The sequence below is a fragment of the Rhodococcus sp. P4_B6 genome, from assembly GCF_056402215.1.
In genome coordinates this window covers 1-14849 of the sequence record NZ_JBFUHV010000124.1, presented here as the reverse complement: position 1 = coordinate 14849, position 14849 = coordinate 1, and the positions used below count along the sequence as shown (strand labels likewise).

16 protein-coding genes are annotated in these 14849 nt (G+C 67.8%); 9 read left to right on the top strand and 7 right to left on the bottom strand.

Annotation, left to right across the window (positions count from 1 at the left end; all coding sequences use genetic code 11):
- Positions 1-7 precede the first annotated feature (7 nt).
- From AC1DWT_RS36645 to AC1DWT_RS36630, 4 genes are all read left to right on the top strand, one after another.
- Positions 8-661 carry a hypothetical protein gene (locus tag AC1DWT_RS36645; protein ID WP_477924396.1) on the top strand — a complete coding sequence of 218 codons (654 nt, stop codon included), beginning with the start codon at positions 8-10 and terminating at the stop codon, positions 659-661.
- 106 nt (positions 662-767) lie between these two features.
- Entirely contained in the window at positions 768-2306 is a 1539-nt protein-coding gene (locus AC1DWT_RS36640) for an arylsulfatase (protein WP_095863121.1), read from the top strand.
- 5 nt (positions 2307-2311) lie between these two features.
- Positions 2312-3253, top strand: a complete 942-nt coding sequence (locus AC1DWT_RS36635; protein ID WP_072939167.1) for an HAD family hydrolase — start codon at positions 2312-2314, stop codon at positions 3251-3253.
- A gap of 21 nt (positions 3254-3274) precedes the next feature.
- Positions 3275-4213, top strand: a complete 939-nt coding sequence (locus AC1DWT_RS36630; RefSeq protein ID WP_477924393.1) for a formylglycine-generating enzyme family protein — start codon at positions 3275-3277, stop codon at positions 4211-4213.
- Here AC1DWT_RS36630 and AC1DWT_RS36625 read toward each other — a convergent pair.
- From AC1DWT_RS36625 to AC1DWT_RS36610, 4 genes are all read right to left on the bottom strand, one after another.
- Positions 4205-4552, bottom strand: a complete 348-nt coding sequence (locus AC1DWT_RS36625; protein WP_095863124.1) for a YidH family protein — start codon at positions 4550-4552, stop codon at positions 4205-4207. The genes AC1DWT_RS36630 and AC1DWT_RS36625 overlap by 9 nt on opposite strands.
- Positions 4549-6036, bottom strand: coding sequence for a protein kinase family protein (locus tag AC1DWT_RS36620; protein ID WP_477924391.1), 1488 nt, complete (start codon positions 6034-6036; stop codon positions 4549-4551). The genes AC1DWT_RS36625 and AC1DWT_RS36620 overlap by 4 nt, the downstream gene beginning before the upstream one ends.
- 138 nt (positions 6037-6174) lie before the next feature.
- The gene (locus AC1DWT_RS36615) at positions 6175-7545 is read right to left on the bottom strand and encodes an amidase (RefSeq protein ID WP_095863126.1); all 1371 of its coding nucleotides are present in this window, start codon (positions 7543-7545) and stop codon (positions 6175-6177) included.
- A 36-nt stretch (positions 7546-7581) separates the two neighbouring features.
- Positions 7582-8556, bottom strand: coding sequence for a D-2-hydroxyacid dehydrogenase (locus AC1DWT_RS36610; RefSeq protein ID WP_095863127.1), 975 nt, complete (start codon positions 8554-8556; stop codon positions 7582-7584).
- 83 nt (positions 8557-8639) lie between these two features.
- Here AC1DWT_RS36610 and AC1DWT_RS36605 point away from each other — a divergent pair, with 83 nt between their 5' ends.
- From AC1DWT_RS36605 to thpD, 4 genes are read left to right on the top strand one after another with little or no spacing between them, the layout of a single operon-like run.
- Positions 8640-9380 (top strand): maleate cis-trans isomerase family protein, encoded by a 741-nt coding sequence (locus AC1DWT_RS36605; protein ID WP_072939552.1) that lies wholly within the window; start codon positions 8640-8642, stop codon positions 9378-9380.
- Positions 9381-9412: 32 nt separating this feature from the next.
- A complete protein-coding gene (locus tag AC1DWT_RS36600) occupies positions 9413-10153 on the top strand; it encodes a maleate cis-trans isomerase family protein (protein WP_095863128.1) in 741 nt (246 codons plus the stop codon).
- Complete coding sequence (locus AC1DWT_RS36595; protein ID WP_477924388.1) at positions 10140-10817, top strand: GntR family transcriptional regulator; 678 nt, start codon at positions 10140-10142, stop codon at positions 10815-10817. The genes AC1DWT_RS36600 and AC1DWT_RS36595 overlap by 14 nt, the downstream gene beginning before the upstream one ends.
- A gap of 36 nt (positions 10818-10853) precedes the next feature.
- Positions 10854-11768 carry an ectoine hydroxylase gene (gene thpD, locus AC1DWT_RS36590; RefSeq protein ID WP_095863129.1) on the top strand — a complete coding sequence of 305 codons (915 nt, stop codon included), beginning with the start codon at positions 10854-10856 and terminating at the stop codon, positions 11766-11768.
- 41 nt (positions 11769-11809) lie between these two features.
- On the opposite strand, the gene AC1DWT_RS36585 is transcribed toward thpD, so the two are convergent.
- Positions 11810-12253 (bottom strand): MarR family winged helix-turn-helix transcriptional regulator, encoded by a 444-nt coding sequence (locus AC1DWT_RS36585; RefSeq protein ID WP_072939140.1) that lies wholly within the window; start codon positions 12251-12253, stop codon positions 11810-11812.
- 155 nt (positions 12254-12408) lie between these two features.
- On the opposite strand from AC1DWT_RS36585, the gene AC1DWT_RS36580 reads away from it, so the two are divergent.
- Positions 12409-13608: an MFS transporter gene (locus AC1DWT_RS36580; protein WP_095863598.1), complete on the top strand. Its 1200-nt coding sequence runs from the start codon at positions 12409-12411 to the stop codon at positions 13606-13608.
- 102 nt (positions 13609-13710) lie between these two features.
- Here the strand turns inward: AC1DWT_RS36580 and AC1DWT_RS36575 are convergent, their stop codons facing one another.
- Together AC1DWT_RS36575 and AC1DWT_RS36570 are read right to left on the bottom strand one after the other, a co-directional pair.
- Positions 13711-14487: an enoyl-CoA hydratase gene (locus AC1DWT_RS36575; RefSeq protein ID WP_095863130.1), complete on the bottom strand. Its 777-nt coding sequence runs from the start codon at positions 14485-14487 to the stop codon at positions 13711-13713.
- Positions 14484-14849 (bottom strand): enoyl-CoA hydratase/isomerase family protein (locus AC1DWT_RS36570; RefSeq protein WP_477924386.1); only part of this gene is annotated, 366 nt, incomplete at its 5' end. The genes AC1DWT_RS36570 and AC1DWT_RS36575, both read right to left, overlap by 4 nt.

Below are 14849 nucleotides of genomic sequence, written 5' to 3'. Positions count from 1 at the left end.
TGATCTCATGGCCGGCACACGGGGCGATGCCGAGTACCACCGGCTGCGGACCCCACGGGCCGCAGCCGTCGCCGGTGTCGTCTTCGGCGTCCTGTTCGCCTCCAGCATCGTCCTGCTGCGCAGCGCACTGCCGGGCGCCGCGGGCACCCCGTGGGTGAGTCACCAGACGCAGATCACGGCGGCCCTGGTCCTCGCGCCCTTCGCGGGCATCGCGTTCCTGTGGTTCATCGGCGTCATTCGCGACCGGCTCGGAGAACTCGAAGACCGATTCTTCTCGACCGTCTTCCTGGGCAGTGGGCTGTTGTTCCTCGCGACGACCTTCGTGTCGATGGCCCTCGCCGGTGGAATGCTCGCCATATCCCGGCTGCCGACCGCTCCGCAGAACGACCTGGTCTACTTCGGCCGCGAGGTGATGTTGCACGTGAACAACGTGTACGGGGTGCGCATGGCCGGGGTGTTCATGATCTCGCTGGGGACCATCTGGCTGCGCACCGGGCTGATGCCGCGTTGGCTGGCCGTCGCCACCTACGTGCTGTCAGTCACGCTCCTGGTGGTCGTCAGCTTCAGTCTCTGGGTAACGCTGGTGTTTCCGGTGTGGGTGATGGTGATCAGCGTGTACATCCTGGCCGTGGACCGACCGGCGTCGGTGCCGCCGGACTGACGCAGGTCGGCGGCACGAGGTTCTCACCCGGCGCGGGTGATGTGGCCGGGACGTCCCGCGAGCATCGTCAGGATTGCGATTCCCCCGATGATGCGAGGAGAGACAGATGACGGACGCGAAACCCAACATTCTGGTCATCTGGGGCGACGACATCGGTATCACCAATCTCAGCTGCTACAGCGACGGGCTGATGGGCTACCGCACACCGAACATCGACCGCCTCGCCGACGAGGGGATGAGGTTCACCGATTCCTACGGGGAACAGAGCTGTACCGCGGGCCGGGCGTCGTTCATCACCGGGCAGAGCGTGTACCGCACCGGCATGAGCAAGGTGGGAATCCCAGGAGTCGACGTCGGATTGTCGCCGGAGGACCCCACCATCGCCGAACTGCTCAAGCCACTCGGATACGCCACCGGGCAGTTCGGGAAGAACCATCTCGGCGACCTGAACAAATATCTGCCGACCGTGCACGGGTTCGACGAATTCTTCGGCAACCTCTATCACCTCAACGCGGAGGAAGAACCCGAGCTCCCCGACTATCCCAGCGCGCAGGACTATCCCAAACTGCACGAGGTGATGATGCCGCGCGGCGTCCTCCACTGCTGGGCCACCGAGGAAGACGCCGGTGAGGTCGATCCGCGATACGGGCCGCTCGGGAAGCAGCGCATCGAGGACACCGGGCCGCTGACCAAGAAGCGGATGGAGACCATCGACGACGAGACGGTCGCCGCGGCAATCGACTTCATCACGCGGCAGAAGGAGGCCGAAACCCCGTTCTTCGTGTGGATGAACACCACACACATGCACCTGCGGACGCACACGAAGCCGGAAAGCATCGGGCAGGCCGGGCACTGGCAGTCGCCCTACCACGACACCATGGTCGATCACGACAAGCATGTCGGCCAGTTGCTCGACGCCGTCGACGAACTCGGTCTCGCCGAGAACACCATCGTCATCTACAGCACCGACAATGGCCCGCACGCGAACACCTGGCCGGACGGCGCGACCACACCGTTCCGCAGCGAGAAGGACACCAACTGGGAGGGCGCGTTCCGCGTCCCGGAAGTGATCCGCTGGCCGGGCAAGATTCCCGCCGGCGTGGTCTCCAACGAGATCGTTCAGCACCACGACTGGCTGCCCACCTTCCTCGCCGCCGCGGGTGCGCCCGAGGTCGTCGAGCAACTGAAGAGCGGTCACGACGCCGGCGGCAAGAGGTTCAAGGCGCACATCGACGGCTACAACCTGCTGCCGTATCTCACCGGTGAGGTCGACAAGTCCCCGCGCCGGGGCATGGTCTATTTCTCCGACGACTGCGACGTGCTGGGCATCCGTTTCGACAACTGGAAGATCGTGTTCATGGAGCAGCGGGCGCAGGGCACCCTCGGACTGTGGGCGGAGCCGTTCACTCCACTGCGGCTACCGAAACTGTTCAACCTGCGCACCGACCCGTTCGAGCGGGCCGATATCACGTCGAACACCTATTGGGACTGGTTCCTCGACCACGACTACATCGCGATCTACGGAACGGTCATCACGACTCAATTCCTCGAGACGTTCAAGGAATTTCCTCCGCGGCAGGAGCCGGCAAGCTTCACGATCGACCACGCGGTGGCGAAGCTGCACGCCTTCCTGTCGAAGGACTGACCGGGATGGGTGCCGGACTGGGTGGTTCCTGGGCGGACGGATCGACGCGGTCCGCGATCGAGGACTTCGTCGGACGGGTAACGGCGCGCGGGCCGGACTTCGTCGAGCCTGCGGACCGGGTCGCCGTTTTCGACAACGACGGCACACTGTGGTGCGAGAAGCCGATGCCGATCCAACTCGACTTCACGATCCGGCGCTTGGCGGAGATGGCCGCCGCCGATCCCGATCTGCAGCAGACGCAGCCCTGGCAGGCCGCGCACGAGCACGACCTGAAATGGCTCGGCGCCGCGATGGTCAAGCATTATCACGGCGACGACGCGGATCTGAAGCTGTTGATGGGTGCGATCACCCGGGCGTTCGACGAGGTCAGCGTCGAGGACTACGACGCCCGCGTCACCGCATTCTTCGACGGGGCGGACCATCCGACGCTCGGTCGACCGTACCGGGGCTGCGGATACGCACCGATGGTCGAACTGCTGCGCTACCTGGAGGCCAACGGATTCACGATCTACCTCGCGTCCGGCGGTGACCGGGACTTCATGCGCCCGATCGCAGGGCAGCTCTACGGGGTGCCGCCGGAACGGATCATCGGCAGCGCACTCGGCCTCTCCTACCGCGCCGAGGAAGGCCGGACGGAGCTGCTCTACAAGGCGGCGATGGACTTCTTCGACGACGGACCGGAGAAACCGGTCCGGATCTGGAGCAGGATCGGGCGTCGGCCGATCCTGTCGGTCGGCAACTCCAACGGCGACCTGCCGATGCTGGCGTTCTCCGGGCTGCCCGACCGCCCGTCCCTGCGGGTGCTGATCCTGCACGACGACGCCGATCGCGAATTCGACTACGTCGCCGGCGCCGAGCAGGCCCTCGAAGAGGCACGAGCAAACAACTGGACCGTGGTAAGCATGAAGAACGATTGGACGAGCGTCTTCTCGCCGGCCGTCACCTGAGCAGTCGGAAGGGGAGACTTCGTGGATACCGTGACCGTTTCCGATGTCCGTCGCATCCCCGCCCAGACGTTCACCATGGGCTCGGATCGGCACTATCCGGAAGAGGGTCCGGCGCATCGGGTGGCGGTCGACGCGTTCGCGATCGAGGCGTACCAGGTCACCAACGAACAGTTCACGACGTTCGTCCGGGACACCGGTTACGTCACGGTCGCCGAGCGTCCGCTGGACCCCGCCGACTTTCCCGGGGCTCCCGCGGAGAATCTGCAACCCGGATCGATGGTGTTCACTCCCACCCGCGGGCCAGTCGATCTCCGTCACCTGAGCCAGTGGTGGACCTGGACGGTCGGCGCGTCCTGGCACCGCCCCACCGGACCGGCGTCGACGGTCGCGGGTCGTGAACGGCATCCCGTCGTCCACGTCGCCCACGAGGACGCGGCCGCGTACGCACAGTGGGCCGGACGGTCCCTCCCCACCGAGGCGCAGTGGGAGGCCGCGGCGCGCGGCGGTCTCGACCAGGCCGAATTCACCTGGGGCGACACCCCGGACTCCGAGTCCCCGCCGCCGGCGAACTACTGGCACGGGGACTTCCCGTGGCGCGCCGACCCCGGGTACGGCACCACGACCGCCGTCGGTAGTTATCGGCCCAACGACTACGGTCTGTTCGACATGGCGGGAAACGTGTGGGAGTGGACCGCCGACTGGTACGCCGATCGGCACGACGACACCGCGCAGTCGTGCTGTGCGCCACGCAATCCGCGTGGACCCGGCATGGCGGAGAGCTTCGACCCGCGTCAACCCCAGTTCCGGGTTCCGCGGCGAGTGATCAAGGGTGGATCGTTCCTCTGCGCAGACAGCTACTGCCGCCGATACCGGCCCGCGGCCCGGCGGCCGCAGATGGTCGACACCGGGATGAGCCACATCGGATTCCGCTGCGTCGAGGCCGCGCCGGGGTCAGAGTAGAACCAGCACGGCGAGGAGCGCGAGCAGTGTGACGACGCTGGAGGTGACGACGGCGGCGAACGTCGCCGGCGCGAATACCCCGGATTCGATCTGCCTGCTGATGACCCGGTATCGGTAGGTGCCGTAGGCGGATACCAGCAGGCCCGCGCCGATCAGAATGAATCCGGCGGCAATGGCGTGGTCGCCGCGGTGTGGGGCGAACTTCGCCACCGCCACACCGAGTGCGGCGACACTGATGCCGGTGCGATGCCACGCGAGATAGGTGCGTTCGTTCGCGAGGTGGTCGCGCGCGGTGCTTCCCGTGTTCGGCTGGGTGGGGCCGAAGATGTCGCGACTCATGCGCCGCCGCCCAGGAACCCGATCTCCGACAGGCTCGACTGGAATCCGGATTCGACCGGGGACAGGCCCGAGATCCACACGAGGACGCGGGTGGTGGGTGCGGGCGTGCGGGCGGCGATCCGGGTGACTCCGGGCGCGAGCGTGGCGGCGCCGAGCAACTGGGTGTGGCCGATGTTGGCCCAGGCGGCGGGCGCGGTCCGGATCTCCACCCTGGTGCCCGGCGTCGGTGATTCGATCCAGACGGTCCGCAGATCGACGGGCTTGGGGAACGACACGATCAGGCCCACTCCGCCCTTCGTCGGCGGCAATTGCTGCGGGTAGCGGTCGGTGGCCCAGAACGTTGCCGGGTTCGCGTCGACCGCGAGCGACGCGCTCGTCCCGTTGTCCGGGAAGTGCTGGGGGGAGTAGACGGTCGCGGACGACGGGATCAGCGGTACCGGGTCGGGTTCCGGCGCGGGCACGATCTCGCTGAGCGTGCTGTCCGCGACAGCCGCGGGCGGTGCGTCCGACGCGGTGAACGAGGTGCCGATCGCCCACCCGGCGGCGCCGAGGGCGACGACCACGGCGAGTGCAGCGCTCATCGCGGGAAGCGGCGCCCTCGATCGGGCCGACCGGTCGTCGGCCTTCGGGCGGACCTTCTTCTTCGGGGCGAACGCGGGAGCCGACCGAGCCCGCGCGTCCGCCAGCATCCGGTCGAGGGCGTCGACCACCGCCTGCGCGGTGTCCATCCCGGGTCGCCGGGTGAGCGCGTTGACGGCCACGTCGGACAGTCGCCGGGGAATCGTGGGCCGCACCCGATGCGGCGGGACGACGGAACCGTCACCCCGACGACCGGCGGGGGGCAGTCCGGCCGCGTGGGTCTCGCCGCACGACGGCAGCGGCCACGTGCCGAGCAGCAGTGCGTACAGCAGCGCGCCGAGGCCGGCGACGTCGTCGGCCGTGCTCGCGGCGGCGAGGGTGGCGGGGAAGGCGAGGACCGCGAGTCCTTCCCGGGAGATCCGTACCCGGTTGGGATGATCGAGTGAGATGCGCGCACCGAAATGGTGCGCGTCCGCGGTGGCGGCGGCGAGGTCGCGCACGATGCGCGCGGCGTCCAGCGGCCGCGGAACCGTGCGCGCGATATCCGCGAGACGCCATCCGGGCGTCCATTCCGCGACCACGGCGATCCGGTCGCCGACCACCGCGATGTCGTAGACCTGCGCGATCCGCCCCTCGTGGCTGAAGCTGGTGCCGGTGGTGTTCCGGCAGAACCGCGCCACCGGATCCGGACGGGTGTCGGTGTCGCGGAGGTGCGCCGAGTCGACGAGGCTGAGCGAGACGTCCCTGCACAGTTCGGTGTCGTGCGCGTGCCACCACTGCACCCAGTCGGGTCCGGCGAATCGTCCGAGGAGTGTGTATCGAGTGGCGACGACCATGCCCGGGGCGAACGGATCCCGGTCCTGCGGCGAATGCGGCGGGACCCCGGACACCGGCATTGCTGTCATCTACTCTCCCGGGCTCTCCTCGACCCCGAAAACTTCTGTCAGGCAACTGTCGCCCGGCAGCAGAGCAGATGTTCGGAGCACCGGGCCCAGTTCTGATCATCCTCGGATGCAGCGCGAATCGGGTGCTTTTCGGCCGACCTAGCCGAGGACGTGCTCCGCGTACCGTGCGACCGCGAGCACGAGGTCGTCCGAATGCCGGGGGCCGATGATCTGCAGGCCCACCGGCAGACCCGCCGCGGTGCGACCGACCGGGATGCTGATCGCCGGCTGCTGGGTCAGGTTGAACGGGTACGTGAACGGCGTCCACTGCGGCCAGCCGGTGAGGTCGCTGCCCGGCGGGACGTCGTGGCCCGCCTCGAAAGCCGGAATGGGGACGGTGGGTGTGAGCAGGACATTGTGCGTCAGATGGAATTTGCCCATCGTGATGCCGATGTCCGCGGCGACCGCGCGAGCGTCGAGATACTCGACCGCGCTGAACTTCTCGCCTCGTTCCCAGACCTTGCCGAGGCCCGGGTCGACCTTGTCGCGTGCCCCCTCCGGGAAATTCTTCAGCATGGCGGCGGCCCCGGCCGCCCACAACAGTTCGAAGGCGTCGATCGGATCGCCGAACCCGGGGTCGGCGGCGGTGACCGGCAGGCCCGCCGCGTCGATGGCCTGCACCGCCCGGTCGACGATCGCCCGGACCTCCGGATCGACGGTCACGTAGCCGAGTGTGGGGGAGTAGGCGACGCCGAGTCCGACCACGTCGCGGCCGATTTCGCCGCGGAAGGTGGTCGGGGACGGCGCGAGCGACGTCGGGTCGCGCGGGTCGGGCAACGCCAGGATGTCCATCAGCAGCGCCGCGTCCTCGACCGTGCGGGTGATCGGGCCGGCGTGCGCCAGCGGCCCGAACGGGCTCGCCGGGAACAGGGGGATCCGGCCGTGGGTGGGCTTGAAACCGACGACGCCGCAGAACGACGCGGGGATCCGCACACTGCCGCCGCCGTCGGTGCCGACGGAGCAGGGACCGAGACCCGCGGCGACCGCCGCGGCACTGCCGCCCGAAGAACCGCCGGCCGTCTTGGTCGGGTCGGCGGGGTTGCGGGTGATGCCGCACAGAGCGCTGTCGGTGACGGCCTTCCAGGCGATCTCGGGGGTTGTGGTCTTGCCGAGGAACACCATCCCGTCCTCGCGCAGCCGGGCGGCGACGGGACTGTCGACGTCCCACGGCTGGTCCTCGTCGACGGCCTGCGATCCGCGGAGCGTCGGCCAGCCGTCGGTGAGGAAGATGTCCTTGATGGAGATCGGGACGCCGTCGAGCAGTCCCTTGGAGTAGCCGGTGTTCCAGCGCTCCTCGGACTTCCGGGCCTGCGCGAGCGCCCGCTCCTCGTCGACGAGGCAGTACGAGTTGATGGCGCGATCACGCTCGGTGATGGCGTCGAGCATCGCCTGCGTCGCCTCCACCGGCGAAAGTTCTCCGGACGAGTAGGCCGTGACCAGTTCGACGGCGGTCATGTCGGTGGGATTCATGAGAACTCCTTCAGCCTGGACGTTCGGGCCCTGTCATCATCGGCTCGGTACGTACCCGAGGTGCTTGTCAACTACGTTCTCGAGCGGGTACCCCGTCACCCAGCGTTCGAAATTGTCGGTGAACACGGTGATGAGGTCGTCGCGCCAGCCGGCGAAGTCGCCCGAATTGTGGGGCGTGATCGACACGTTCGTCATGTCCCAGAGCGGATGGTCCGCGGGGAGCGGTTCCGTGTCGAACACGTCGAGCGCGGCGCCCGCGATCGTTCCCGCCCGCAGCGCGGCGACGAGGTCGTCGGTGCGCACGAGCTCACCCCGTCCGACGTTGACGAACCGCGCGCCCGGCTTCATAGCGGCGAACGTCGTATCGCGGAACAGGTGACGGGTCTGCTCGGTGAGCGGGGCCACCGCGATCACGTAATCGGCGGCCGCGAGTTGCTCCGGGAGATCTTCGGTGGCGGTGACCGTCCCGAAGTCGGGATCGGCGTCGCGGGCGGTGCGACCCGAACCGCTGACCTTCATCCCCGCTGCGCGGAGAAGTCGGGCGGTGGCGCGGCCGATGGGGCCGGTGCCGACGATCAGGGCGGTGCGGCCCGCGATCCGCTCGGATTCGCGGTGCTGCCACGTGTGGGACTGCTGCAGTCGCAGCGAACCCGGCAGATCCTTCGCGAACGCGAGGATCTGGGCGAGCACGTACTCGGCGATCGCGCCGTCGAACACGCCCCGGGAGTTGGTGATCGTGACGTCGCTGTCGCGGGCCTCGGGGAACATGACGGGATCGACGCCGGCCGCGGCGATGTGCAGCCACTGCAGGGAACCGGCGGCATGCCACGCTCCGGGCACCGCGTCGGTGAGGAAGTCGTAGAGAAACAGCACGTCCGCGCCGTCGAGGGCGTCGCTCAGCCCCGCCTTGCCGGTGTAGCGAACTTCGGCACGGGACGCGACCGGTGCCATGAGTTCGTCGCTCGGCAGAACGTGGGCATGTAGCACCGCGACGATCGGGTTCCGACTCACGTTGACACCGTAAGAGTAACTCGTATGATTGTCAACAATCTGATAATGCTCGGGCGCGGCCGAATCGAAGGTGAGGCCTGGTGTTGGAACTGAACATTCCCGAATTCGAGGGGCCGATCGCGCAACGGGGAATAGGCATCATCGCCCCGTTCGACCTGGCGCTCGAACGTGAACTGTGGCGTTGGGCTCCCCTCGAGGTGAGCCTGCATCTGGCGCGCACGCCGTACGAACCCGTGCCCGTCAGCCTGGAGATGGCCGAACTCGTGTCCGAGCGAAGACACCTCATGGCGGCGACGCGCGACGTCCTGCACGTCGAGCCGGAGGTCGTGGCCTATCTGTGCACGTCGGGAAGTTTCATCAAGGGCCTCGAATACGAGCGGACGCTGTGCGACGCGATCTGCGAGGCCGGCGCCCTGCACGCGGTCACCACGTCCGGGGCGCTGGTCGAGGCGATCGAGCACCTCGAGCTGAGCAGGCTGTCGGTGATCACGCCGTACGACGCCCCGCTGACCGAACGGTTGCACGCGTTCCTGAACGAGGCCGGCACCGAGGTGGTGCGCTCCGATCACCTCGGGCTCGGCGGCGGCATCTGGAAGGTCAACTACCGCACGATCGCCGAGCGGATCATCGCGGCGGACGACCCCCGGTCGGAGGCGATCTTCGTCAGCTGCACCAACCTGCCGACCTACGACGTCATCGCGCCGCTCGAACAGGAACTCGGCAAACCGGTGCTCACCGCCAACCAGCTCACGATCTGGGCCTGTCTGGGCCGGATGAAACTCCCCATGACGGGGCCCGGGAAGTGGCTCCGCAACGTCTTCTGACACACCCCCACGACACGGAACGAGGAGAACGCATGACGAGCACGCCGACCCCCACTGTGGGATTCATCTACCCGGACCACGCCGCCGAAGACGACTACCCCTTCGCCGCGGAGATGCTCGGAGTCGATCTGCCGGTCGTGCACATCTACGGCACCGACCTGCACGCCGTGCCCGAACTGCTCGACCTCGGTAGCCCCGAGAAACTCGCCGGCGGGGCCGCGCTGCTCGCCGGCGAGAAGCCGGACGCCGTCGTGTGGGCGTGCACGTCGGGCAGCTTCGTCTACGGCCCCGACGGCGCGAAGCAGCAGGCCGATGCGCTCGCCGCCGCCACCGGTGTGCCCACGTCCAGCACCAGTTTCGCGTTCGTCAACGCCCTGCACGCCCTGGGGATCACCCGGGTCGCGGTGGCCGCGAGCTACCCGGAGGACGTCGCGAAGCTGTTCGTCGAATTCCTCGCCGCCGCCGGCATCGAGGTGCTGTCGATGTCGAGTGCGGGGATCGACACCGCCGCCGAGGTCGGTCAGCTCAGCCCCGAATCCGTGGTGGAACTCGCGGTGGAGAACGACCATCCGGACGCCGAAGCCCTGCTCATCCCCGACACGGCCATGAGGACGCTGGGTGCGCTGAGTACTCTCGAGCAGCGCCTCGGCAAGCCGGTCCTCACGGCAAACCAGGTGACCATCTGGGAAGGCCTGCGTCTTGCAGGCCACACGGCGGTGCAACCGTCGTTAGGAACCTTGTTCGAGAAAGGCCACAGTCATGGCTCTGACTGACCTGGAACCCGTCAGTCGTCAATCGACTGCCGAATTCATCGCGGACCGCCTGCGGGTCGCCATCATGAAGGGTGCGCTCGAACCGGGTGCACAGCTGGGCGAGGCGGAACTGGCCGCGCATTTCCAGGTCTCGCGCGGACCCCTGCGCGAAGCCATGCAGAGGCTCGTATCCGAGGGCATACTGCACAGCATCCGTCACCGCGGGATCTTCGTGACGGAACTGACCCTCGACGACGTCGTCGACGTGTACCGCAGCCGGTCGGTCATCGAGMGCGGGGCCCTCGAGATGATTCTCGCCGACGGTCGCCGGGAAGCCACCTACCTGGCGCTCGAACCCACCGTGCTCGTGATGCAGGCCGCGGCCGAGCGCGGCGACGCCGCCGCCGTGTCGGACGCAGATCAGCAGTTCCACCAGATCCTGGTGGAGAGCGCGCAGAGCCCGCGGCTCATCCGCGCGGCGCGGACGCTGCTGATCGAGACCCGGATGTGCCTGGGTGCACTGCAGACCACGTACGACGACATTCGCGAGCAGGCGCAGGAACACGCGACCCTGCGCGAGGCGATCCGGTCGGGCACGGCTGACGAGGTGCAGAAACTGCTCGCCGAACACCTGGACGACGCCGTCCAGCGGCTCCGCGCCGATCAGAAGACTCTGTCGCCGTAGCGACAGTGAAGCAGAGGTAAGTGCCGAGGAGGGACAATGACTCAGGTAGCTGAGGTTCAGGGATTCACCAACCACAACGATCGCTACCCCACTCGGATCACCTCCGAGCCGTCGATGCTCCAACGGAACGAACCTGCCGCCTGGGGAACGCCCGCGGACGGACCCTTCGACGCGGCCGCCCTCGCCGGACACGAGGCGCGCGGCTTCACCATCGTCGACCACGTCCTGAACACCGGCGAAGTGATGACGTGCCGGGAGGAACTCGACCGGCTGTCCCGGGACCCGTCGATGCGCGACAGCGGTCGCGTCATCACCGAACGCGGTTCCGACGAGGTCCGGTCGGTCTTCGACGTCCACCGGCGCAGCGACGTGGTCGCCGCGCTGATCCGCGATGGCCGGATTCTCGACCGCGCGCGACAACTCCTCGGCTCCGACGTCTACATCCACCAGAGCCGGATCAACTCCATGCCAGGTTTCAAGGGCACCGGCTTCTACTGGCACTCGGACTTCGAGACCTGGCACGCCGAGGACGGGCTCCCGGTGCCGCGGGCCGTGAGCTGCTCGATCACGCTCACCGAGAACTACCCGTTCAACGGGTCGCTGATGGTGATGCCCGGTTCGCACAAGCGGTTCGTCCAGTGCGTCGGCGCCACCCCCGACGACAACTACACGTCCTCGCTCGTCGAGCAGGAGGTCGGGGTTCCGCGCCGGGAGGATGTGACCCGGATGGCCGCGGAGTTCGGGATCGACCAGTTCACCGGTGCGGCGGGCACCGCGCTGTGGTTCGACTCCAACGTCATGCACGGGTCGGGCAACAACATCACGCCCTACCCGCGGTCGAATCTGTTCCTGGTGTTCAACAGTGTCGAGAACACGCTCGTCGCGCCGTTCGCCGCACCGCGGCCACGGCCGGAGTACATCGCGTCGCGCGACTTCACACCGCTGTCCTGACGTGAGTGGCAAAGTGTGCTCCCGCACGCTTTGCCACTCACCTATGCGGGGAGCTCGTGCAGGGTGCGGGCGAGGTGGGCGAGTTCGGGAACCTCGGCCGCCCGGTCGAGCGCCGCTTCCAGCGTGGCGTCGTGGGTGGGACGCGCCTCGTCCAGCGCCGCCCGGCCCGCGGGTGTGAGTTCGGTGTAGATGCCGCGACGGTCGTCGTCGCACAGGATCCGGGTGAGCAGGCCGCGGTTCTCCAATCGGTTCACCAGCCTGGTGGTGGCGCTGCTGCTCAGCGCGGCCGCGCGGGCGAGCTGCGCCATCCGCATGTGCCAGCCGTCCTGGCGGCTCAGTGCGTCGAGCACCGTGTACTCGACCACCGAGAGGTCGTGACCCCGCTGCAGGGCGCGTTCGAGTTCCGCCTCGAGCAAACCATGCAGGGCCGCGAGCGTGCGCCATCCCTGCGACCGGATCTCGACGGCGTCGTCAGCGACTGCCATGGCCACCTCCTGTGGATACGAGTGCCAGGTCAGAATACCAGCTTGCGCACGTAGCAGGCGTGTGCAACTATTTATGACGCGCCTGCAACTAATGCAGACGCGGTATTCGAGCTAGCGCTCTTATCTCTCGAGTCTGTACGAAAGGAGTGGCCGCGATGCCACTGGGTCTGCTCGCCCTCGCAATGGGCGGCTTCGGGATCGGTCTCACCGAATTCGTCATCATGGGACTGCTGCCGGAGGTGTCGGCCGACTTTCAGGTGAGCGAGTCCGTGGCCGGCTACCTCATCTCCGGCTACGCCCTCTCCGTCGCCGTCGGAGCCATCGTCATCACCGCGGCGGTCACCCGCTTCGACCGCAAAACGGTCCTCCAGGCGCTGATGGTGCTGTTCATCGGCGGCAACCTCCTGTCGGCGCTCGCCCCGACCTACGAGGTCATGATGGGCGGACGCGTCCTCGCGGCCCTGTGCCACGGCGCGTTCTTCGGCATCGGGTCGGTGCTCGCCGCGGACCTCGTGCCCGCGAGCAAGCGGGCCGCGGCCATCGCGACGATGTTCGCCGGATTGACCATCGCCAACGTTCTCGGTGTCCCGTTCGGCACGTTCCTCGGCCAGCAGTTCGGCTGGCGCTCCACGTTCTGGGCCATCACCGTCATCGGCGTCGTGGCCTTGATCGGCATCACCGCGCTGGTGCCGTCCGTGTCCCGTGCGGCGGACGCACCGGAACCTGCCGGTCTGCGCAGCGAACTGCGGGCCTTCCGGAATCCGCAGGTGTGGTTCTCGATCGCCGTCACCATTCTCGGATTCGGCGGCATGTTCGGTGCGTTCACCTATATCGCGTTCACGCTCACCGAGGTCGGCGGATTCGCGTCTACCAGCGTCCCGTGGCTCCTCGTGCTCTTCGGCGGCGGCCTGTTCGTCGGCAACGTCCTCGGCGGACGCGCCGCCGACAAGGCGCTCACCCGCACGCTGACCACGGTCCTCGCCGTGCTCGCCGTCGTGCTCGTCGTGTTCGCCCTCACCGCAGGCAGCAAGCCGATGACGATCGTCGCCCTGTTCCTCATGGGGCTCTTCGGATTCGCGACCGTTCCCGGACTGCAGATGCGCATCATGAACTACGCGGCGCAGGCGCCGACCATGGCGTCCGGCGCCAACATCGCCGCCTTCAACGTGGGCAACGCACTCGGGGCCTGGCTCGGCGGCATCACCATCGCCGCGGGACTCGGCTTCACGTCCCCGATCTGGATGGGTGCCGCACTCACCGTGGCCGCGCTCGCCGTTCTCCTCGTCGCCACCGCACTCGACCGGCGGTCGAAAGATCAGCCGGTGGAGAACGATTCGGTGGTCGTGCCGGTATAGCGCTTCGCGGCCAGTTTGTCCGCTCGCGAAAGTCGAGGACGGCACAAACACGAACACCCCGCTACGGATGCTCGCTGCGGGGTGTTCGGGTCGGGTGAGGGATTACCGGTGGGTGAACGCCGGCGACCGCTTTTCGACGAACGCGGCCATGCCTTCCTTCTGGTCCTCGGTGGCGAATGTCGAGTGGAATACGCGTCGTTCGAAGCGAATTCCCTCGGTGAGGGTGGTCTCGAACGACCGGTTGACCGCTTCCTTCGCCATCATCGCGACGGGCAGCGACATCTCGGCGACGGTGGTGGCCGTGAGCAGTGCCTCGTCGAACAGGTCGGCGGCCGGGACGATGCGGGCGACGAGTCCGGCCCGTTCGGCTTCCTCGGCGTCCATGTTCCGGCCCGTCAGGCACAGTTCCATCGCCTTGGCCTTGCCGACGGCGCGGGTCAAGCGCTGTGAGCCACCGATTCCGGGGATGACGCCGAGTTTGATCTCGGGCTGACCGAACTTGGCGGTGTCGGCGGCGAGCAGGATGTCGCACATCATCGCCAGTTCGCACCCGCCGCCGAGGGCGTATCCCGCCACCGCGGCAACGATGGGTTTGCGGGCGGCGGCGATGCGGTCGCCGATCGAGAAGAAGTCGTCGAGGTAGACGTCCATGTAGGACTTGGTTTGCATCTCCTTGATGTCGGCGCCTGCGGCGAACGCCCGCTCGGACCCGGTGATGAGGATGGCGCCGATGTCGCTGTCGCCATCGAGTTCCTCGATTGCCGTGACGAGTTCGCGCAGAAGCTGGGAGTTCAACGCGTTCAGCGCTTTCGGACGGTTGAGGGTGATGATCCCGACCCGGCCCTTGCGGTCGAGGAGGATGGTGTCGTAGTCGGTCACTGCTGGTCTCCGGTTGTCGTAGGGGCCGTGAGGCCGAGTTCGAGGTCGCCGAGGGGGGTGAAGAATGTTGCGACGGCGTCGTCGGTCACGTCGTCGATGGAGGCGGGTGACCAGTGCGGGTTGCGGTCCTTGGCGACGACCTGCGCCCGGATCCCCTCGACCAGATCGGCCGAGCCCAGGCAGGCGACGGACACCCGGAACTCCTCGTTGAGGACCTCCTCGAGGCTGGCCGCCACCCGGGCCCGGCGCAGCGACGCCAGGGTGACCGCGCACGCGGTCGGCGACTTCGCCAGCACCTGCCCGGCCGCCTTCGCCGCCTCCGGCACCCCACTGCCCTGCAGGCGGGCCACGATCTCGGCGAC